18 protein-coding genes are annotated in these 20,093 nt (G+C 71.2%); 12 read left to right on the plus strand and 6 right to left on the minus strand.

What is annotated here, in order from left to right:
- Positions 1 to 71: 71 nt before the first annotated feature.
- Positions 72 to 1,001 (plus strand): sporulation protein, encoded by a 930-nt coding sequence (locus ACGFIW_RS02695; protein ID WP_393310595.1) that lies wholly within the window; start codon positions 72 to 74, stop codon positions 999 to 1,001.
- Between the two features lie 182 nt (positions 1,002 to 1,183).
- Here ACGFIW_RS02695 and leuE read toward each other — a convergent pair whose 3' ends face one another.
- Both leuE and ACGFIW_RS02705 read right to left on the minus strand, forming a co-directional pair.
- Complete coding sequence (gene leuE / locus ACGFIW_RS02700; protein ID WP_393311221.1) at positions 1,184 to 1,855, minus strand: leucine efflux protein LeuE; 672 nt, start codon at positions 1,853 to 1,855, stop codon at positions 1,184 to 1,186.
- The gene (locus tag ACGFIW_RS02705; protein WP_393310596.1) at positions 1,855 to 3,096 is read right to left on the minus strand and encodes a bifunctional pyridoxamine 5'-phosphate oxidase family protein/GNAT family N-acetyltransferase; all 1,242 of its coding nucleotides are present in this window, start codon (positions 3,094 to 3,096) and stop codon (positions 1,855 to 1,857) included. Before ACGFIW_RS02705 ends, leuE begins: the two co-directional genes overlap by 1 nt.
- A gap of 36 nt (positions 3,097 to 3,132) precedes the next feature.
- Here ACGFIW_RS02705 and ACGFIW_RS02710 point away from each other — a divergent pair, with 36 nt between their 5' ends.
- From ACGFIW_RS02710 to rny, 10 genes are all read left to right on the plus strand, one after another.
- Complete coding sequence (locus tag ACGFIW_RS02710; RefSeq protein ID WP_393310597.1) at positions 3,133 to 4,473, plus strand: aminotransferase class I/II-fold pyridoxal phosphate-dependent enzyme; 1,341 nt, start codon at positions 3,133 to 3,135, stop codon at positions 4,471 to 4,473.
- Between the two features lie 348 nt (positions 4,474 to 4,821).
- A complete protein-coding gene (locus tag ACGFIW_RS02715; RefSeq protein WP_393310598.1) occupies positions 4,822 to 5,526 on the plus strand; it encodes a UdgX family uracil-DNA binding protein in 705 nt (234 codons plus the stop codon).
- A gap of 213 nt (positions 5,527 to 5,739) precedes the next feature.
- Positions 5,740 to 7,344, plus strand: coding sequence for a flavin monoamine oxidase family protein (locus ACGFIW_RS02720; RefSeq protein ID WP_393310599.1), 1,605 nt, complete (start codon positions 5,740 to 5,742; stop codon positions 7,342 to 7,344).
- A 70-nt stretch (positions 7,345 to 7,414) separates the two neighbouring features.
- Positions 7,415 to 7,987: a hypothetical protein gene (locus ACGFIW_RS02725; RefSeq protein ID WP_393310600.1), complete on the plus strand. Its 573-nt coding sequence runs from the start codon at positions 7,415 to 7,417 to the stop codon at positions 7,985 to 7,987.
- A gap of 287 nt (positions 7,988 to 8,274) precedes the next feature.
- Positions 8,275 to 9,600, plus strand: coding sequence for an MFS transporter (locus ACGFIW_RS02730; RefSeq protein ID WP_393310601.1), 1,326 nt, complete (start codon positions 8,275 to 8,277; stop codon positions 9,598 to 9,600).
- Between the two features lie 5 nt (positions 9,601 to 9,605).
- Positions 9,606 to 9,806, plus strand: coding sequence for a DUF3046 domain-containing protein (locus tag ACGFIW_RS02735; RefSeq protein ID WP_030489422.1), 201 nt, complete (start codon positions 9,606 to 9,608; stop codon positions 9,804 to 9,806).
- 184 nt (positions 9,807 to 9,990) lie between these two features.
- Entirely contained in the window at positions 9,991 to 11,037 is a 1,047-nt protein-coding gene (gene recA / locus ACGFIW_RS02740; protein ID WP_124778261.1) for a recombinase RecA, read from the plus strand.
- Between the two features lie 14 nt (positions 11,038 to 11,051).
- Positions 11,052 to 11,744, plus strand: coding sequence for a regulatory protein RecX (locus tag ACGFIW_RS02745; protein WP_393310602.1), 693 nt, complete (start codon positions 11,052 to 11,054; stop codon positions 11,742 to 11,744).
- Between the two features lie 30 nt (positions 11,745 to 11,774).
- Positions 11,775 to 12,482 (plus strand): 3-keto-5-aminohexanoate cleavage protein, encoded by a 708-nt coding sequence (locus ACGFIW_RS02750; protein WP_393310603.1) that lies wholly within the window; start codon positions 11,775 to 11,777, stop codon positions 12,480 to 12,482.
- 1,172 nt (positions 12,483 to 13,654) lie between these two features.
- Positions 13,655 to 15,421, plus strand: a complete 1,767-nt coding sequence (gene rny, locus ACGFIW_RS02755; RefSeq protein WP_393310604.1) for a ribonuclease Y — start codon at positions 13,655 to 13,657, stop codon at positions 15,419 to 15,421.
- A gap of 105 nt (positions 15,422 to 15,526) precedes the next feature.
- Here rny and ACGFIW_RS02760 read toward each other — a convergent pair whose 3' ends face one another.
- From ACGFIW_RS02760 to ACGFIW_RS02775, 4 genes are all read right to left on the minus strand, one after another.
- Entirely contained in the window at positions 15,527 to 16,411 is an 885-nt protein-coding gene (locus ACGFIW_RS02760; protein ID WP_393310605.1) for an amino acid ABC transporter permease, read from the minus strand.
- Positions 16,411 to 17,085: an amino acid ABC transporter permease gene (locus ACGFIW_RS02765; RefSeq protein ID WP_393310606.1), complete on the minus strand. Its 675-nt coding sequence runs from the start codon at positions 17,083 to 17,085 to the stop codon at positions 16,411 to 16,413. Before ACGFIW_RS02765 ends, ACGFIW_RS02760 begins: the two co-directional genes overlap by 1 nt.
- A gap of 84 nt (positions 17,086 to 17,169) precedes the next feature.
- Positions 17,170 to 18,036 carry a glutamate ABC transporter substrate-binding protein gene (locus tag ACGFIW_RS02770; RefSeq protein WP_393310607.1) on the minus strand — a complete coding sequence of 289 codons (867 nt, stop codon included), beginning with the start codon at positions 18,034 to 18,036 and terminating at the stop codon, positions 17,170 to 17,172.
- A 57-nt stretch (positions 18,037 to 18,093) separates the two neighbouring features.
- The gene (locus tag ACGFIW_RS02775; RefSeq protein ID WP_357526236.1) at positions 18,094 to 18,849 is read right to left on the minus strand and encodes an amino acid ABC transporter ATP-binding protein; all 756 of its coding nucleotides are present in this window, start codon (positions 18,847 to 18,849) and stop codon (positions 18,094 to 18,096) included.
- Between the two features lie 195 nt (positions 18,850 to 19,044).
- Here ACGFIW_RS02775 and selD point away from each other — a divergent pair, with 195 nt between their 5' ends.
- Positions 19,045 to 20,034, plus strand: coding sequence for a selenide, water dikinase SelD (selD, locus tag ACGFIW_RS02780; RefSeq protein WP_393310608.1), 990 nt, complete (start codon positions 19,045 to 19,047; stop codon positions 20,032 to 20,034).
- The last annotated feature ends 59 nt before the right edge of the window (positions 20,035 to 20,093 follow it).

Raw genomic sequence — 20,093 nt, forward strand, 5'->3', positions numbered from 1 at the left:
CGTGACGTCAGCCTGACCGGGTAGGCGCGGCGGGTGGGGCCGACGGGGTCCCCGTCCGGAAGGGGCCCGTGGTGCGGCTGACAGGGGTGTCCCCGGAGTCCGGCCGGACCGGGCTCTCCGTGCAGACCACGCTGCCCAACCCGAGCACCCGCCCGGGCCTGCGCCTGCCCGGGCGGGTGACCCTCGCGGCCGGCCCGGAGGACGTACTGGTGCGGCACATCCGGCTCGGCCTGGTCACCACTGTCGAACCGGACGACCCGGCGGCTCCCCGGCGTCTCGTGCAGTTCCACCAGGTGCCGATAGCCGGCCGCTTCGTCGTGCCGGCCGGTCGACGGCGGGCTGTCGACTTCGCGCTGCCACTGCCCTGGGAGACCCCGGTGACCATTTTCGGCGGGGTGCCGCTGCTGAGCCTGCGGATGGGCCTGCGGACCGAGGTGTCGCTCGACCCCGATCTCGACCAGGGGGCCATGGTGCCGGTCTTCGTGCATCCGCTCCCCACCCAGCAGCACGTGCTGGCGGCGCTGGACACGCTCGGTTTCCTGATCCGCCAGTCCGGGTTGCAGGAGGGCGGGTTGCCCGGGGTCGAGCACACCCTGCCGCTGCACCAGCGCTGGGGCTACTGGGTGGGACCTCTCTACGCCGGCCCGATCACCGAGCTGGAGGTGATCTTCGTGACCAACTCGGCGGGTCTGGAGGCGATCCTCTGGATGGACCGCCGGTTGGCGCTTGCCGGCATCACCCACCAGAGCATCAGCCGGTTCCGGATCTGGCACGCGGACACCGACCGGCGGGACTGGGTCGCCACCGTCGACGGCTGGATCCGCCAGGCGATCAACCGGCACGCCGCCGCTGCCGCCCAGGCCGACTGGTCCGCACAGATCGCCGGGTCCGCACACGTCAGCCGCCACCCCGACGAGCCGGTCCAGTCCGGCTACGGCCTCGGCGGCACCGCCGGCAGCGCAGGCGTCGGAGGAGGCGGCTCCGGCGGCGACGGCACCTAACCCACCCCACCCCCCGCCCCGCCCGCCCCGCCCCGCGATCTTGCACTTTCTGCCCCGGCAAAGACGCCTAAAACGCCTATTTCGGCGACAGAAGGTGCAAGATCGCGGGGGCGATCAGGCGGGCAGGTGTCGATTGCGCTCTTGTGACGTCATGAGTGACGCGGGCGGGACGCGGGCCTGGGTCAGCCGGCGCTGGCGGTGGCTAGCTTGAGGCTGAAGGCCAGGAAGAGGGCTGCCACGGCGGTGGTGCCGCCGGCGGCCAGTCGGCGGCGTTGGCGGAACTGGGTGGCGAGGAAGGTGCCCGCGAAGATCAACGCGGTGAGGTAGAGCGCGCTCGTCACCTGGGCGATCAGCCCGAGCAACAGGAACGACAACGCCGGCCAGGCGTAACCGGGGTCGACGAACTGGATGAAGAACGAGACGAAGAACAGGATCGCCTTCGGGTTCAGCAGGCTGATCACCAGCGCTTTGCGGAACGGGCTGCGCATCGCCGCCGGCTCCGCGGCGTCGATGAGCCGCGGCGTGCTCGGGTCGTTGCGGTCGCGCCAGCGCCGCACGGCACCGAGCAGCATGGTCAACCCGACATAACCGAGGTACGCGGCCCCGGCGTACTTGATCACCAAGAACAGCGGAGGGTACGCCTTGAGCAGCGACGCGACTCCGGCGGCGGAGAGGACCATCAGCACCCCGTCGCCGACGAACACCCCACCGGCGGCCCGGTAGCCGACCCCGACGCCCCGCTTGGCCGCGGTGGAGAGTACGAAGAGCGAGTTCGGCCCGGGCAGCAGGATGATGGCCACGGTGCCCAGCACGTACGTCCAGATGTCGGTGATCCCCAGCACGCCCGCCATCATCACGCCACCGGTGCCGTCCGCAGAAGTTTTTCCCGCAGCCTGGCCTGTGCGTTCGGCCACTCGTCGACGGTCATCGCGTACTGCACGGTGTCCCGCCAGGAGCCGTCCGGGCGTTGCCGGTGCATCCGCAGCACTCCCTCGCGGGTCGCGCCGAGGCGCTCGATGGCGGCCTGGGAGCGGACGTTGCGGATGTCGGTGTGCCAGGCGACCCGGACCGCGCCCAGGTCGTCGAAGGCCCGGCCGAGCAGCAGCAACTTCGCCTCGGTGTTGATCCCGGTACGCCACCAGGGCCGGCCGAGGAAGGTGTGCCCGATCGCCACCGACCGCCGCTGCGGGTCGATCTCGTAGTACGACGTGCTGCCGACCACCGCCCCGGTTACCGCGCAGCGCTGCACCCAGGCCGCCCGCTCGCCATGGTGCTGGGCGGTCAGGGCGGTGCGGATCACCTCGGCGGTCTCGGCGGGCACGGTGGGCGGCGCGACGCTGAGGTGCCGCCACACCTCCGGATCCGCGGTGGCGGCGTGCAACTCGTCGGTGTGCGCCAACTCCAGTGGCTCCAGCCGGACGTGCTCGCCGTGCAGTGGCACCGGGTCGTGCCAGGGCGTGCGGGCCGTCCGCAGGTACGCCGGCAGTGGTGCGGTGACCCCGGCGTCCGGCTCGGGTTGCCCGGCGGTCATCCGCAGCGGCAGCACGCCCGCCCAGTGCGGCAGGTCCAGGTCGGCCTCGTCCTCGCGGACCCCGCCGCTGCGGCTCCGGACGGACACCTCTTGCAGGGGCAACGCCAGCACCGCGGTCTCGGCCAGCTCGCGGCGGCTGGGTGGGCGGGTGGCCGTGCTGCGTCCCGTGCCGACCTTCTCCACAAGCGCGGTGAGCATGGCGAGCTTCTCCCGCTCGTCGGTGACCAGCCGGGCGGTGCCGAGCGCCACGACCGAGCGGTAGTTGGCGCTGTGGTGGAACTGGGAGCGGGCGTAGACCAGGCCGTCGAGCAGGGTCACCGTCACGCAGACCTCCAGCCCATCATCCCGGGCCGCGAGCAGCGGACGGCTGCCGGTGGAGCCGTGCAGGTAGAGCGTGTCGCCGATGCGGACGTGCAGGGTGGGCAGCACCCGCGGCCGGCCGTCGACGGCGAAGCCGAACGCGCAGTGGTACGCCTCGTCGAGCACCGCGTGGGCGGCGGCCCGGTCGTAGCTCATCTTGTCGCGCGAACGGTGGGGTGTGGTCCGGGCGGTGGGTGGATACATGCGCTCGCCCCTTTGTTCTAGTACAATCTCTTATTTGTGTCAGCACACTATCAGCTCACCGGCACGACAGCCGTCGAGATTTCGGCAAGCATCGAGTCGGGCATCCGTACCGACGCCCTGCCGCCGGGTGCCGCCCTGCCGCCCGTGCGGGTGCTCGCCGCCGAGTTGGGCGTCAGCCCCGCCACGGTCGCCCGCGCCTACCAGGAGTTGCGCCAGCGCGGCCTGCTCGCCACCGCCGGGCGGCACGGCACCCGAGTGCGTCCGCGCCCCCCGGTGGCCGCCCGCCGCTCCGCGCTGCGCCCCCCGCCGCTGCCCGGTGCCCGGGACCTGTCCCGGGGCGAACCCGACCCCCGGCTGCTCCCCCCGCTCGGCCCGCACCTGGCGGCCCTCGCCGCCGACGACGGCCCGTCGATCGGCTACTCCGACGCCGGGGTGCTGCCGGAGCTTGCCGAGGAGGCCCGCGTCCGGCTGGGCGCCGACGGCGTACCGGCCGGGGAGCTCACCCTCACCGGCGGCGCGTTGGATGGCATCGAACGGCTGCTCGGCGCACACCTGCGCCCCGGTGACGCGGTGGCGGTGGAGGACCCGGGTTGGGCCAACCTGCTCGACCTGGTCGCCGCGCTGGGGCTGCGCCCGATCGGCGTACCGCTTGACGACGAGGGGCCGCTGGTGGCCGGGGTGGCCGCCGCGCTGGCCGCCGGAGCGCGGGCGCTGGTGGTCACCAGCCGGGCGCAGAATCCGACCGGCGCCGCCGTCTCCGCCGCCCGCGCAGACGCGCTGCGAGCGCTGCTCGCCGGCCGCCGGGACCTGCTGTTGATCGAGGACGACCACGCCGCGGAGTTGGCCCGCGTACCCCTGCACCCGCTGGCCGGCGCGACGTCGAGCTGGGCCTTCGTGCGCTCGGTGAGCAAGCCGTTCGGCCCGGACCTGCGGCTGGCGGTGCTGGTCGGCGACGAGACCACGGTGGCCCGGGTGACCGGCCGCACCCGGGTCGGCGTCGGCTGGGTCTCCACCGTGTTGCAGCGGCTGGTCCTTGCCCTCTGGCAGGACCCGGCGGTCACCGAGCAGGTGCGGCGGGCGGCCCTGAGCTACGAGCAGCGGCGTGCGGGGCTGCTGGCCGCACTGGCCGCGCACGGTCTGACCGCGCACGGCCGCAGCGGCATCAACGTCTGGCTGCCCGTGACGGACGAGACGAGCGCGGTCACCGCGCTGCGCGACGCCGGCTGGGCGGTGGCTCCCGGCGCCCTCTACCGGATCGCCGCCCCTCCCGCCGTGCGCATCTGCGTCAGCCCGCTGACCACCGAGGATCTGGCCCCCCTGGCGGCAGCCCTGGCCAAGGCCCAGAATCCCACCCCACCCCAGGGCTTCCAAACCTAGCCGCCCCGCCCTGCCCCCGCCCCCGCTCCCAGCTCCCGCGATCTTGCACTTTCTGTCGCCGATGTGTCGATCAATGCGGCATTTGTCCGGGCAGAAAGTGCAAGATCGCGGGGGTGGAGGGCTGGGAGGTGGGTATGCGGGGCGGCGGAGGTGGGGTCATGGCTTCAGGTGGGGCACGTAAGGGAGTCTGGATCGCGGTCGCGGTGGCGATCATCATCATCATTATCGTGCTGATCGCGATCGCTTCCGGTGGGGACGGCGGCGGTAACGGGTACTGACGTCCGCGTCTCGGCACCGCGCCGAGGACGTACCCGGCACCGGGCCGCCAACGGGTATATAACAGTCGGCATGGCCGAGCAGACCGGGAGCGCTCCGGGCGCCCAGCGGTTCATCCCGCCCGACGCCGACACCATCGACGACCTGCGCACCGCCGCTGGTGGCTGCCGGGGCTGCGAGCTGTACCGGGACGCCTCGCAGACGGTCTTCGGCCGCGGCGACGAGAGCGCCCGCGTCGTGCTGGTCGGCGAGCAACCCGGCGACATGGAGGACCAGAAGGGGCTGCCCTTCGTCGGACCGGCCGGACGCCTGCTGCGCCGCGCGGTCGACGACGCCGGGCTGGACCCGGGTCACCTCTACCTCACAAATGCCGTAAAGCACTTTCATTTCCTCCTGCGCGGCAAGCGGCGGATCCACCAGACCCCGGACCAGACGCACGTCACCGCCTGTAGACCGTGGTTGGTCGCCGAGTTCGCCCGGCTGCGTCCGGAGATCGTGGTGGTGCTCGGCGCCACCGCCGCCAAGACGCTGCTCGGCCCGTCCTTCCGGGTCACCCGGCAGCGGGGCGAGCTGCTGCCCTGGCCCGAGTCGGCACAGCACCCGGAGGATTTCCGGCGGGTGCCGGTGGACAACGCCGGGAAGCGCGCGGACGCGCCGACCGCCCGGCTGCTGGCCACCATCCACCCGTCCGCGGTGCTGCGCGCCGACGACCAGGACAAGGCGTACGAAGGGCTGGTCGCCGACCTCGCCGTCGCCAGCCGTGCCCTCGCCGGGTAGGTAACCGACAGCCTCGGCCGCACCTCGGCTGGTCGCCCGCCGGCCCGGGGGTCGCCGAGGCCCGGCCGGATCGGTGCCCGGGGCGGAGATCTCTGTCGAGAATCGCCAGTACGGGCGGTTGCCGAGGCGATACCCACCAGAAACGTCAATGCGCGATCGGCGTAACAGCTCCTCTACAGACTCACACGAGTCGATCTTGTAGGGGAGGCCGTTATGAGCGACGAGACGCAGTCGATGGTCAGCCGGCGTGGGTTCCTACGCGCCGTCGGAGTCAGCGGCGGTGCCGGTGCGATGCTCGCCACGATGGGTGCCATGGGACTCGCTCCCAGCGCGGCCGGATCCGTGATCCCCGCGTTCCGAGCGCCGCAGCAATCGGATTTCACCCTGACCGGGCGGTCCGGCGCCAGCGTGGTCGTTCTCGGCGGCGGCATCGCGGGGCTCACCACCGCGTACGAGCTGGGCAAGGCGGGCTATGACTGCACGGTCCTGGAGGCGCGGCACCGCGTCGGTGGGCGCAACCTGACCATCCGGGGTGGCGACGTCGAGACCGACCTCGACGGCCGCACCCAACGGGCCGGCTTCTCCGACGGGGTCTACTTCAACGCCGGGCCGGGTCGGATCGCACAGTGGATGGTCACCATGGACTACTGCCGGGAGCTCGGCGTACCCATCGAGGTCTTCACCAACCAGAACGCCGACGCCTGGATCTACAACGAGTCCGCCGGGATGACCGAGCCGATCCGGTACCGCACCGCCAAGGCCGACGTGTACGGCTATGTCGCCGAACTGCTCGCCAAGGCTACCGACCAGGGTGCGCTGGACGGCCGGCTCACCACCGAGGACCGCGACCGGCTGCTGTCGTTCCTGCAGAGCTTCGGCGCGATCGGCGGGCGGACCAGCGACTGGGCGTACACGGGCACCAGCCGTCGCGGCTTCTCCGGCTATCCCGGTGCCGGAAACGACGTGGGGAGCCTGCTCGGCGCGCCGCCGCCGCTCTCCGACGTCTTCGCCAGCAACGTGGGCCGGTACTTCTCGTTCGAGTTCGGCTACGACCAGGCCATGCTGATGTTCCAGCCGGTCGGCGGGATGGACCAGATCCCGCGCGCACTGGGCAAAGCCGTGGGCACGAGACGGATCCGGCTCAACGCCGAGGTGACCGGGGTGACCGACCGGGGCAGCCGGGTCGAGGTCACCTACCGCCAGGGTGGTCGGCAGTCCCGGATCACCGCCGACTACTGCGTGGCGGCGCTGCCGCCGCACCTGATGGCCCGGGTGCCGCACAATCTCGGCACCGAGGTGACCGCCGCCCTGGCCGACTTCCCGGTCACCGCCGCCGGCAAGATCGGCCTGGAATACCGCAGCCGCTGGTGGGAGACCGACCAGCGGATCTACGGCGGCATCACCGAGACCGACCTGGACCTGTCGCACATCTGGTACCCGTCCCACGGCTTCCACGGCAGGCGCGGCCTGGTCGTCGGCTACTACAACACCGGGGCCAACGCCAGGGCGTACAGCGGGCTCGCGCCGGAGCAGCGCAGCGAACGCGCGATCAGCCAGGGTGTGAAGATCCACGGTGACAAGTACCGCACCGAACTGCTCACCTCGTACTCCCACGCCTGGGACCGGACCCGCTTCATCGAGGGCGCCTGGACCTCGCCCCGGTACGGCACACCCGGTTACAACCTGCTGCTCCAGCCGGCGGGGCGGGTCTACTTCGCCGGGGACTGGCTGAGCCACGAGGTGGCCTGGCAGCACGGCGCGTTCGTGGCAGCCCGGTCGGCGGTCTCCGCGCTGCACAAGCGGGTGATGGCCGGCTGACCGAAACTGTCCACGATTGACGGTGCGCCGGGGTGGCGTGGTTGCCGTGGGCGGCGGGTAGCACGGGTCGATGGATGTCGACAGCGCGAAGGTTCGTGCCGGTGATCCCACCACGGCCAGTGGGCGACGGAGGAAATTCCTCGGGCGGGCGTCCGGGCTGCAGCTCATGGCCGTCTACTGGATGCCGATGACGCTGCTGATCGGGCTGCCGGTGGGTTGGCTGTTCGACCGGGAGAAGTCGCTGGTCGAGGCCGTGCTGGACGCCGCGCTGGGCGTCGTCTGGGCGGTCCCCTCGATCTACCTGAGCCAGCGGATGGTGGGCGAGGCGGGAGCACGGCGGGATCCGGAGGGGTACGCGCTGCGCCAGGCACTGCGCGGGGGCACCGTGCCGGCGGACGACCGGGTACGTGCCGAACTGCCCGGCTACCTGGCGGGGCAGCGGCGGGGGACCTGGGTGGCTCTGCCGGCCGTCCTGGTCATGTGCGTCGGTCTGATCCTGCTCGCTCTCCTCGGCGCCGACCGGGAGGGCTCCGCGGTGATCCTCAGCGTGATCGCCGCCGTCAGCGTGGCCGTCGCCGCGCACACCCTGATCCGGGTCCGCCGGCTGGCACCCCTGCTCACCACACCAAAACCACGCGAATGAACGACGCCCGCCCCCGCCCGCCCGCCCCCGCCCGCGCTCCAAAATCCGCGCAACTTCGGGGAGACTGCTGCCTCCCGACGCCCCGAGGCAACAACATCACCGAAGTTGCGCGGATCTTGGGGCGGGCGCGTGGGAGGGCGGGGCGCGGGTGGCGGAGGTCTGGGGTGTGCGGGGGCGCATGGCAGGGGGTTCGTGGTGGCGGGAACGGGTCGGCTGTCGGTTGAGCCCGCTGTCGCTTGCCGTCGTGGGTGGGCGAGGATGGGTCACCCCCCTCGTGAGGAGCGCAGATGGCCACCGACCTGACCGCGCCGCGTACCGCCCGGCTCGACGTCACGTCGATCCAACGTCGTACCCTGCGGTTGCTCTTCGCCACCCAGATCATCGGTGGTATCGGCGTGACCATTGGCATCGCCGTGGGCGCGTTGCTCGCCGCGCGGATCGCCGGCACGGCGGTGGCCGGCGTGGCACAGAGCGCCGGCGTGGTCGGTGCGGCGCTGCTCGCCGTCCCGGTCACCCGCATCATGGCGCGGCACGGCCGCCGGCCGGGTCTGGTGCTGGCGTACGCGGTCGGTGCCGTCGGCGGCGTACTCGTGGTGCTGGCCGCGGCCACCCGCTGGGTGCCGCTGCTCTTCCTCGGCATGCTCCTCTTCGGCGGGGGCACCGCCGCGAACCTGCAGGCCCGCTACACGGGCGTGGATCTCGCCGAGCCGGCCCGCCGGGGGCGGCAGCTCTCCCTGATCGTCTGGGCGACCACCATCGGTGCGGTGGCCGCGCCGAACTTCGCCGCGCTGGCCGACCGGCTCACCACCGGCTGGGGGCTACCCCCGTTGGCCGGCCCGTTCGCGTTCAGTGCTGTCGCTTTCGTGCTGGCTGGCGGCGTACTCCTCGGGTTGCTGCGCCCCGACCCGCTGCTCACCGCGCGGCGCCTCGCGGCGGCCGCCACGCCGTCGACCCGCGACGCCCCGCCGGCCACCGTGCCGGTCAGGGTGCGCGCGCCGCGCCGCGCCGGGATGCGGCTGGCCTGGTCGGTGGTACGCGGACAGCCCGCCGCCCGGCTCGGCCTCGCCGCCGTGGCGGTGGGTCACCTGGTGATGGTGGCGGTGATGGCGATGACCCCGGTCCGGCTCGGCGAGTCGCACGCCGACGCCGACGTGCTGCGGCTGGTCGGCATCGTGTTGAGCCTGCACATCGCCGGCATGTACGCGTTCTCCCCGGTGGTCGGCTGGCTCACCGACCGGCTCGGCCGGCGGGTGGTGATCCTCGGCGGGGTCGGGCTGCTGCTGGCCGCCTGCGCGGTCGCCGGCACCGCGGGGCACCACACGCCACGGCTCTCGGTGGGTCTGGTCCTGCTCGGGCTGGGCTGGTCGGGGACGATGGTGGCCGGCTCGACGTTGCTGTCCGAGTCGGTGCCGGCCGACGTGCGGCCGAGCGTGCAGGGGCTGTCCGACCTGATCATGGGTCTGGCCGGGGCGGGCGCCGCCGTGGCCAGTGGGTTTGTCATGCAGTTTGCCGGATATCCGGTGCTCACCCTGCTCGCGGCGGTCGCGGTGGTGCCCCTGGTGGCGCTAGCGTTGCGCCCGGTGCCGACCAGGGCACCGGACGAGGAGGGCTGATCACTGTGCGGCTGACCGACTTCTGGACGCGCCTTGACGAGGCGTTCGGGCCCGGCTACGCGGCCAGCATCGCCCGCGACCAGGTGCTGTCGCAGCTCGGCGGACGGACCATCGAGCAGGCACTGGCGTCGGGGGAGCAGACGCACGTGGTGTGGCGGGCGGTGTGCGCCGCGTACCCCGACCGGGTGCCCGCCCGACTACGCTGAGCAGCCTTTTCGTCGCTTCCGCGTGTCGCTTGTCGAGTCGTACACCTGTTCGGCTATTGTCCACAGCGGGGTGCTCGTCCACAGCTCGCGGCCCGTCGGCTGGTTTTCTGTCGGACCCAGCGCCTAGCGTGTCCGCGTGACGCGAAGCTCAGCAAAGACGCCGGCGAAGGCAGGGGTGGCAACCATGGCAGCAGGGCCTGACCGGGAGAAGGCACTCGACCTTGCTCTCGCTCAGATTGACAAGCAATTCGGCAAGGGATCGGTGATGCGCCTGGGTGACCGGCCGGTCATCCAGACCGCGATCATTCCGACCGGCTCCATCGCGCTCGACGTGGCGCTCGGCATCGGCGGTCTGCCGCGTGGCCGGGTGGTCGAGATCTACGGTCCCGAGTCCAGCGGTAAGACCACGGTGGCACTGCACGCGGTGGCCAACGCCCAGCGCAACGGCGGCATCGCCGCCTTCATCGACGCCGAGCACGCGCTCGACCCGGAGTACGCGAAGGCCCTCGGCGTCGACACCGACGCGATGCTGGTCTCGCAGCCGGACACCGGCGAGCAGGCACTGGAGATCGCGGACATGCTGATCCGCTCCGGTGCTCTGGACATCATCGTGATCGACTCGGTGGCGGCCCTCGTGCCGCGTGCCGAGATCGAGGGCGAGATGGGCGACAGCCACGTGGGTCTCCAGGCCCGGCTGATGAGCCAGGCGCTCCGGAAGATCACCGGTGTGCTCAGCAACACCGGCACCACGGCGATCTTCATCAACCAGCTGCGGGAAAAGATCGGCGTCATGTTCGGCAGCCCGGAGACCACGACCGGTGGTCGGGCGCTGAAGTTCTACGCCTCGGTCCGGCTCGACGTGCGACGCATCGAGAGCCTCAAGGACGGCACCGACGTGGTCGGCAACCGCACCCGGGTCAAGGTCGTGAAGAACAAGGTCGCCGCGCCGTTCAAGCAGGCCGAGTTCGACATCATGTACGGCAAGGGCATCTCGCGTGAGGGCTCGCTGATCGACGTCGGCGTGGAGCAGGCGATCATCCGCAAGTCCGGAGCGTGGTACACGTACGACGGCGACCAGCTCGGCCAGGGCAAGGAGAAGGCCCGGGAGTTCCTGAAGGAAAACCCGGACGTGGCCGCCGAGATCGAGAAGAAGATCCTGGAGAAGCTCGGCGTCGGGGTCGGTGCGGGTGACGCCGCCGGTGGCCCGGAGCTGCCGCCTGTCGACTTCTGACCGGTCGCTGACCCATGGCAGGACGACGCGCCCGTACGGGACGGGGCTGGGATGCCAGTCCACCTCGTACGGGCGACGCCCCTGATCCACCCCGCCCCCGTCAAGGTCGCCGGGGGCGCTCCGCGGAAACCGACGCGGTCGAGTCTCCCCCTCGTGACGAGTCGGAGGTGGCCCGCGAGATCTGCCTGCGGCAGCTCGCGGTCCGGCCCCGCACCCGGGCCGAGCTGGCCGGTGCGCTGGCCAAGCGGGGCATCTCCGAGCAGGTGTCGGCCGAGGTGCTCGACCGGTACGACGAGGTCGGCATCATCGACGACGCCGCGTTCGCCCGCGCCTGGGTGTCCAGCCGGCACTCCGGGCGAGGGCTGGCCCGCCGGGCGCTCGCCAACGAGCTACGCCGCAAGGGCGTGGACGGCGAGGTGGCCACCGAGGCACTCGGTGAGCTGGACGAGGAGACCGAGGCGGACACCGCCCGCACCCTGGTGGAACGCAAGCTGCGCACCGCCCGGGGCGAGCCCGACGCGGTCTTCCGCCGGCTGGTGGGCATGCTGGCCCGCAAGGGCTACCCGCCCGGCGTGGCGATCCGGGCGGTGAAGGACGCGCTGGCCGCGCAGAGCGCCGAGGCGGCCGAGTTCGCCGAGCAGATCGACGCCGACGCGCTCGCCGACGCCGAGGGCGAGTTGGAGCGCGACAACCGTCCGATCGACTGAGAATCGCGCCGGGTGCGGCGGGGTGGTCCGATGCTGAAGGCGTGTCTGAACGGTGGGCGCGGCCGTGACGCCCACCCGGCGGTGCCTGTCACACCTGCGGAGTTGGCCGCCGACGCGGCCCGTTGCGCGGCGCTCGGCGTCGCGGCCGTGCACGTCCATCCCCGTGACGCGTCGGGTGCCGAGTCGCTGCGCCCAGAGGTGATCGCCGACGCGCTCACCGCGATCCGCGCAGCCCGGCCGGGGCTGCCGGTGGGGGTGAGCACCGGCGCCTGGATCGCCCCGGACCCGGCCGACCGGGTGGCCGCCGTCCGGGCCTGGTCGGTGCTGCCCGACTTCGCATCGGTCAACGCGCACGAGGCCGGTGCCGAAGCCGTCGCCGCAGCCCTGCACGAGCGGGGTGTGCTCGTCGAGGTGGGGCTCTGGACGCTCGACGCCGTCGAGGCGTACCGGAGGTGGCGGGTGCCGGCCGGGCGGATCCTCGTCGAGTGCATGGCCGAGGAGGTGCCGGTCGCGTTGGCCGACGCGGCGCGGATCCTCGCGGCCCTGCCGTCGCGGCGGATCCCACCGGTGCTCCTGCACGCCGAAGGGCCGGCCACCTGGGCGGTGCTCGCCGACGCGGTCAGCCGCGGTCTGCACAGCCGGATCGGTCTGGAGGACACACTCCTGCTGCCCGACGGCACGCCGGCACCGCACAATGCCGCACTGGTCACCGCCGCGTTGGCGGCCGGCGCCCACTGAGCGCTCCGCGCTGGGCTGGGCTGGGCGTTCGACGTCGTGCGGGTGTTCGGCGTCGTGCGGGGCGGGCGGCGTCTGCTGGGCGGGCGGCGTCGTGCGGGGCGGGCGCGTCTGCTGAGCCGCTTGCCAAGATCGTGCTCGATCCAGGATGTAGTTGGGTCCTCAGGCGGTGAGGCCACTACTTCCACGACAACGCCGTTGCGTTAGGCAGAACGACTGTTCGTCAACGGGCGCTGCCTCGCCGATCATGGAGTTGTGCCGGACGGCAAGCGCCGTAGAACGCCATGATCGCCAAGCCTGCATCGCGATCTTGCACTTTCTGCCCCGACATTAGGGGACATTACCGCTCAAATCAGCGACAGAAAGTGCAAGATCGGCGCGACTCTCCTGCTCGACGCGTCTTGATCTACAAGCCACGTTGGTCAGCAGCGGGTTGACCCGGCCATAACGCAACTGCATTGACTTCCATGATCGAACGCGATCCTGGCGGGAGAGGCGCGATCCTGGCGGGAGAGGCGCGATCCTGGCGGGAGAGGCGCGATCCTGGCGGGAGAGGCGCGATCCTGGCGGAGAGGTGCGATCCGGGCTGGCGAGTGTGATCTTGGTCGGGGTGGGCGTGGCGAGGGGCGGGCGCGGACGTGGGGTCGTTGGTGTCACACAGTCGGCTCGCCGAGGGGTGCCGCCGTCGCTGAACAGGCACGACATCCGGATCGGGAGCGGGTGCCTCGCCGCGTTTGTCCCGTCGTGTCCGACACGACATCACCTTTGGGTGACGATGCAACTTCTCTCCGTTCGGGGGGTTTGATCATGAGTCCTTGACCAGAGCACCCCCGGCGACCTAGCCTCGCCATACAGGCTCACATTGCCCGACCATCGCAGGCTAAGCGCACAACATAGATCGCGTAACAAGACAGCATCACTTTGGCCGACTCCGCGGCCTTTGGCGGCAACTCCGGACAGGCCGGTCCGGAACGCCGCGACAACTGCACCCGGTCGCCGACGTTGCCCGCGGGCACCGCCGGCGGAGAGAGCTACCCACGGCCAGCCGCTCCGGTCGGGCGTCCACAGCCGCAGGAGTGTGCCCCCGGCACGGTCGCTGCGGTCTCGACGTTAGGGGAGGCGGCCATGGCGGGGCGGCGGCACAGGTTCATCGGTAGACCCGACGGGGTCCCGGCATGAACGCCTTCGACGTCGTGCTCCTCGCGGCCGTCCTCGTCCTCGCCGTGGTGGTGATCGGAGCCGTGCTGGTCGGCATCCGGACGCTGCGCCGGGTGGGCGCGGCACCGGCTCCGGAGGATCCCGCCTTCATCGCCGAGAAGGACCGCCAGGAGCAGTCTCTGGCCGCCCTGCGGACCGCGGCCGACGAGGCGAACAGCACGATCGACGTGGCGAAGTCCGCCGCCGCGGCGGCGCGTACCGAGGCGGCGGCGGCGAAGGCCGAGGCGAAGGCGGCCCGTGCCGAGGCCCGGCGGGTGCTCGACGACGCCCGCGCCGAGGCGGACACCGTTCTGGAGCGCGCCCACAAGCAGGCCGAGGCGGACGCCGAGCAGTTGCGGACGGCGGCCCGGCGCAGCGGTGAGCGGGAGGTCGCGGTGCTCGCCGCCACGACCCGGGAGCAGGCCGCCGAGGTGGAGCGTCGGGCGGCGCGGATGGACGAGCGGGAGCGGATGCACACCGAGGAGGTGGAGCGGTTCGCCGAGCGGGAGCGGCAGCTCACCGAGGCACGTGCGGCCCTCGCGACCCGGGAGTCCGCGTTGGCCCGGCGGGAGGCCGAGCTCGCCGAGTCCGAGGAACTGCGCCGCCGGGAGTTGGAGCGGGTCGCCGGGCTCACCGCCGACGCGGCACGACTGGAGCTGGTCGAGGCGATCGAGACGCAGGCCAAGCGGGAGGCGGCGCTGCTGGTGCGCGACATCGAGTCCGATGCGCGCAACACCGCCGAGCAGCGGGCCCGACACATCGTGGTGGACGCGATCCAGCGGGTCGCCAGCGAGCAGACCGCCGAGAGTGTGGTCAGCGTCCTGCACCTGCCCGGTGACGAGATGAAGGGGCGGATCATCGGCCGGGAGGGGCGCAACATCCGCGCCTTCGAGTCGGTGACCGGCGTCAACCTGATCATCGATGACACGCCCGAGGCGGTGTTGCTCTCCTGCTTCGACCCGGTCCGCCGCGAGGTGGGTCGGTTGACCCTGGAGAAGCTGGTCCTGGACGGGCGGATCCACCCGCACCGGATCGAGGAGGTCTACGACCTGGCCCGGCAGGAGGTGGAGCAGCTCTGCCTCCGCGCCGCCGAGGACGCCCTGGTCGAGGTGGGCATCACCGAGATCCACCCGGAGTTGGTGGCCCTGCTCGGTCGCCTGCGCTACCGCACCTCGTACGGGCAGAACGTGCTCAAGCACCTGGTCGAGACGGCGCACATCGCCGGCATCATGGCCGCCGAGTTGCGGCTGGACGTGCCCACCATCAAACGGTCGGCGTTCCTGCACGACATCGGCAAGGCGCTCACCCACGAGGTGGAGGGCAGCCACGCCATCATCGGCGCGGACCTGGCCCGCAAGTACGGCGAGCACGAGGACGTGGTGCACGCCATCGAGGCGCACCACAACGAGGTGCCCCCGCAGACCATCGAGGCCGTGCTCACCCAGGCTTCCGACGCCTGTTCCGGTGGTCGGCCGGGCGCGCGTCGGGAGAGCCTGGAGGCGTACGTGAAGCGTCTGGAACGGATCGAGGAGATCGCGGCCGGCAAGCTCGGCGTGGACAAGGTCTTCGCGATGCAGGCCGGCCGGGAGATCCGGGTGATGGTCAAGCCGGACGACGTGGACGACATCGGCGCGGCCGTGCTGGCCCGTGACGTGGCCAAGCAGATCGAGGAGGAGCTGACCTACCCGGGTCAGATCCGGGTCACGGTGGTCCGCGAGTCCCGGGTCACCGAGATCGCCCGCTGACCGGCCCGCCCACCACGAGTCGAGCAATATCGGGGTGTCCCCAAGGAGGGGACACCCCGATATCAGGAAACGCGCCGGGCGGCCCGGCAGGAGGCACGTCGCAGGTCAGCCCTGCGGTTCGCTGACGGTGTGCCCGCCCACCGGAGTGGCGCCGGTGGCGGTGCGTCGCTGGGCGCGGAAGCCGCGCTGACGGCTGCGCCGGTCCAGCCAGTTGGCGAGCGCGGTGAGCAGCGAGTTGATCACGATGTAGATCGCGGCCACCACGATCGCCGCGGCGACGATGTTGCCCTTGTTCGCGGCGAGGTCGTTGACCCCGCGCTGGAGCAGCTCCGGGTAGGCGACGATGTAGCCCAGCGCGGTGTCCTTGAGCAGCACCACCAACTGGCTGACGATGACCGGCAGCATCGCCCGGGCGGCCTGCGGGACGAGGATCAGCTGCATGACCTGGCTCTTGCGCATGCCGATCGCGTACGCGGCCTCGGACTGACCACCGGGCAGCGAGCGGATTCCGGCCCGGAACGCCTCCGCGAGGACCGAGCCGTTGTACAGGGTCAGCCCGATCACGACGGCCCAGAAGGCGGTAACCGGCCCCTTGATCAGGAAGGGCACGCCGTAGAAGATGAAGAAGATCATGAGGAGCAGGGGTACGGCGCGGAAGAACTCGACCACCGCGCCGGACGGAATGCTGATCCAGCGACGCTCGGAGAGCCGGCCGACCGCGAAGATGATGCCGAACGCCAACGAGAGCACCATGCCGACAGCGGCCGCCCAGAGCGTGGCGAGCAGGCCGGGCCCGATGAACTGGGTCCACGTCGCGGCCTCGGTGAAGGGCTTCCAGAGCTGCCCGTCCCACTGGCCGGCCTCGTCGAACTTCGTGTAGACCCACCAGAGCAGCCCGGCCAGGGCGACCCCGAAGACGACTGTCAGTACCGCGTTGCGGATGCGTGCCCGAGGCCCCGGGTGGTCGTAGAGGACGGAGTCGGTGCTCATCAGCGCTTCACCGCCAGTCGGTTGGCCAGCCAGCCGAAGGCGTAGCCGGTGGGGATCAGGAACGCGGCGAAGGTGCCGGCGAAGACCAGGAAGATCATGATGACCGCGTTGCCGTTGTCATTGATCAGCTGCTTCATCACGTTTGAGGACTCCATCAACCCGATCGTGCCGACGATCGTGGCGTTCTTGCAGAGCGCGATCAGGATGCTGCCCAGCGGTGCGATCACGGAGCGCGTGGCCTGGGGCAGCACCACGATCCGCAGCGTCTGCGCGAAGGTGAGACCGATCGCGCGGGCCGCCTCGGCCTGCCCGGTGGGCACCGTGTTGACGCCGGAGCGCAGCGCCTCGCAGACGAAGGAGGCCGTGTACACCGACAGGCCGACGACTCCGAGCCAGTAGTTGTTCAGGTCCAGGTCGTCGGAGAAGCTCAGACCGAGGCTGGAGTAGAGCCCGAAGTAGCAGAAGAAGACCACCAGGGTCAGCGGCGTGTTGCGGAAGATGTTGACCCAGGCCGTCCCGAATCCGCGCAGCACGGGGACCGGCGAGACCCGCATGGCGGCGAGCACCAGGCCGAGTATCAGCGCGAACAACGCCGCCGCGCCGGTCAGCTTGAGGATCCAGACGAAGCCCGACAGGTAGGCGTCGAAGTTCGTCGGATCAGCGAATACGTCCATGCGTCGGCTCCCAGGGGCAGGTCGTCGGCGTCGTCACGGGCCGAGGGCCGACACCCGTGCTCGGATGTCGGCCCCCGGGACCGGTCAGACGCTGCCGCAGTTGGTCAGCTTGGTGGTGTCCAGCTCGGGCGCGGCCTTGCCGCTCTTGCCCAGGCTGGTGTCCCAGGCGGCCTTGTAGGTGCCGTCCGAGGCGGCGGTCTTGAGGATCTCGTTGACCTTCTCGCAGCCGTCCTTGTCGTCCTTCTTCAGGCCGATGCCGTAGGGCTCGGTGGAGAAGGTCTTGCCGACCACCTTGAACTTGCCGGCGTACTGCGACTGCGCGGCGTAACCGGCGAGGATGATGTCATCCGTGGTGACGGCGTCGACCTGGCCGTTCTCCAGCAGCGGCAGGCACTTCGAGTACGCGTCGAACTGCTGGAGCTTGGCCTTCGGGTAGTCCGACTGGATCCGCTTGGCGGGCGTGGAGCCCGAGGCCGAGCAGACCTTCTTGCCCTCCAGGCCCTCGGGGCCGGTGATCGTCGAGTCGGCCTTGACGAGCAGGTCCTGGCCGGCGATGAAGTACGGGCCGGCGAAGTTGACCTTCTGCTTGCGCTCGTCGTTGATGGTGTACGTGGCCACCACCAGGTCGACGGTGCCCTGCTGGATGAAGGGCTCCCGGTTGTTGGAGACCGTCGTCTTCCACTCGATGTTGTTCGCGTCGACGCCGAGACCCTTGGCGATGATCTTGCCGATCTCGATGTCGAAGCCCTCGTACTGGCTGCCGGTCTGCAGACCCAGGCCGGGCTGGTCGGCCTTGACGCCGATGACGAGCTTCTTCTGCTTCTCCGCCTTGCCGACGATGCCCTTGGCGCCCGAGCTGCCGGTGCTGCCGCCTTCGTCCCCGCCACAGGCGGTCATGGTGACGGCCAGGGCCGCGACCGCGGCGACTGCCGCAATGCGCTTGATACGCATACTCTTCTCCTTCTTCGACGGAGCCCGCCGAGGTGCGGCGCGCTCCACTACGGACGCCTAGTGCGTGAGGATCTTGGAGAGGAAGTCCTTGGCCCGCTCGCTGCGCGGGTTCTCGAAGAACTCCGCCGGGGAGGCGTCCTCGACGAGCTTGCCGTCGGCCATGAAGATGACCCGGTTGGCGGCGTGCCGGGCGAAGCCCATCTCGTGGGTGACCACGACCATGGTCATGCCGTCGCGGGCCAGCGAGGTCATCACGTCCAGCACCTCGCCGACCATCTCCGGGTCGAGCGCGCTGGTGGGCTCGTCGAAGAGCATCGCCTTGGGCTGCATGGCCAGCGCGCGGGCGATCGCCACGCGCTGCTGCTGCCCGCCGGAGAGCTGGGCCGGGAACTTGTCCGCCTGGTTGCCGATGCCGACGCGGTCGAGCAGGGCCAGGCCGCGCTCGCGGGCGGCGGCCGGCTTCTCCTTGCGGACCTTGATCGGGCCGAGGGTGACGTTCTCCAGGATGGTCTTGTGCGCGAAGAGGTTGAAGGACTGGAAGACCATCCCCACCTCGCTGCGCAGCTTGGCGAGGGGCTTGCCCTCGGCCGGCAGCGGCTGGCCGTCGAAGGTGATGGTGCCGGAGTTGATCGGCTCCAGTCGGTTGATGGCGCGGCACAGCGTCGACTTGCCGGAGCCGGACGGGCCGATCACCACGACCACCTCACCCCGACCCACCGACAGCGAGACGTCGTCCAGCACGTGCAGCGGCCCGAACCACTTGTTGACCGCGTCCAGCACGATGAGCGGTTCGCCCGTCGTCACGTCGTCCACCGTCCCCTGTCGTCTCCCGGATCGGGGTCGGTTGACCCCTGGTGCGGCCACTGTAGGCGGCCTGATGTGGCGGAACGCAACTCAGCGGGTCACGGAGCGATAACACCGGTCCCGATCGTCGTCGGACGTCCGATTCCGTTCATTCCGCGAGCCACAACGGTGGCGATCGTGGCCCACTGTCGAGATCATGGGGGCATGACCGAACCGGTACGGCTGACCAAGTACGCCCGTGGTGGTGGCTGCGCCTGCAAGATCCCGCCGGGCGAGTTGGAGATCATGGTGTCCGGTCTCGGCCCGGCCACCGGGACCGCCGAGTTGCTCGTCGGGTTGGACCACGGCGACGACGCGGCGGTGGTGCGCCTGGATCAGCGGACCGGCCTGGTCAGCACCGCCGACTTCTTCACGCCGGTCGTCGACGACGCGTACGACTGGGGTCGGATCGCCGCGGCCAACGCGCTCTCCGACGTGTACGCGATGGGCGGCACCCCGTTGCTCGCGCTCAATCTGCTCTGTTGGCCGCGCGACGTGCTGCCGATGGAGTTGGCCGGTGAGGTGCTGCGCGGCGGTCAGGACGTCGCTCGGGAGGCCGGCTGTCACCTGGCCGGCGGGCACAGCGTGGACGACGACGGCCCGAAGTACGGTCTCGCGGTCACCGGCACGGTCCGCCCGGAGGAGTTGATCACCCTCGACGCCGGAGTGGCCGGCGTGCCGTTGTCGTTGACGAAGCCGCTCGGGGTGGGTGTGCTCAACACCCGACACAAGGCCACCGGGGAGAGCTTTCCGGAGGCGGTGGCCTCGATGAGCGCGCTCAACTCCGGCGCCGCCCGCGCCGCGGTCGCCGCCGGCATCCGCTGTGGCACCGACGTGACCGGGTTCGGGTTGCTCGGGCACGCCTCGAAGCTGGCCCGGGCCAGTCGGCTCACGGTGGCCATCGACACGGCCCGCGTGCCGTACCTGTCCGGTGCGCGGGAGGCGCTGCGCGACGGGTACGTCAGCGGCGGCAGTCGGCGCAACCTGGAGTGGGTGACTCCGTGGACGGATTTCGGCGCCGTGGGCGAGGACGAGCGGTTGTTGCTGGCCGACGCGCAGACCTCCGGCGGCCTGCTGGTCGCCGGCGAGATTCCCGGCGCGCCGGTGGTGGGTGAGTTGCTGCCGCGCGGCGAGCACCTCGTCGTCCTGCGCTGAATTTCCCCAGGTCGGCACCGGAGAGGCTGCGGTCACCGCTCGCCGGACACGCGAGGGAC

This window comes from Micromonospora sp. NPDC048935 (genome assembly GCF_043197875.1).
GTDB lineage: Bacteria > Actinomycetota > Actinomycetes > Mycobacteriales > Micromonosporaceae > Micromonospora.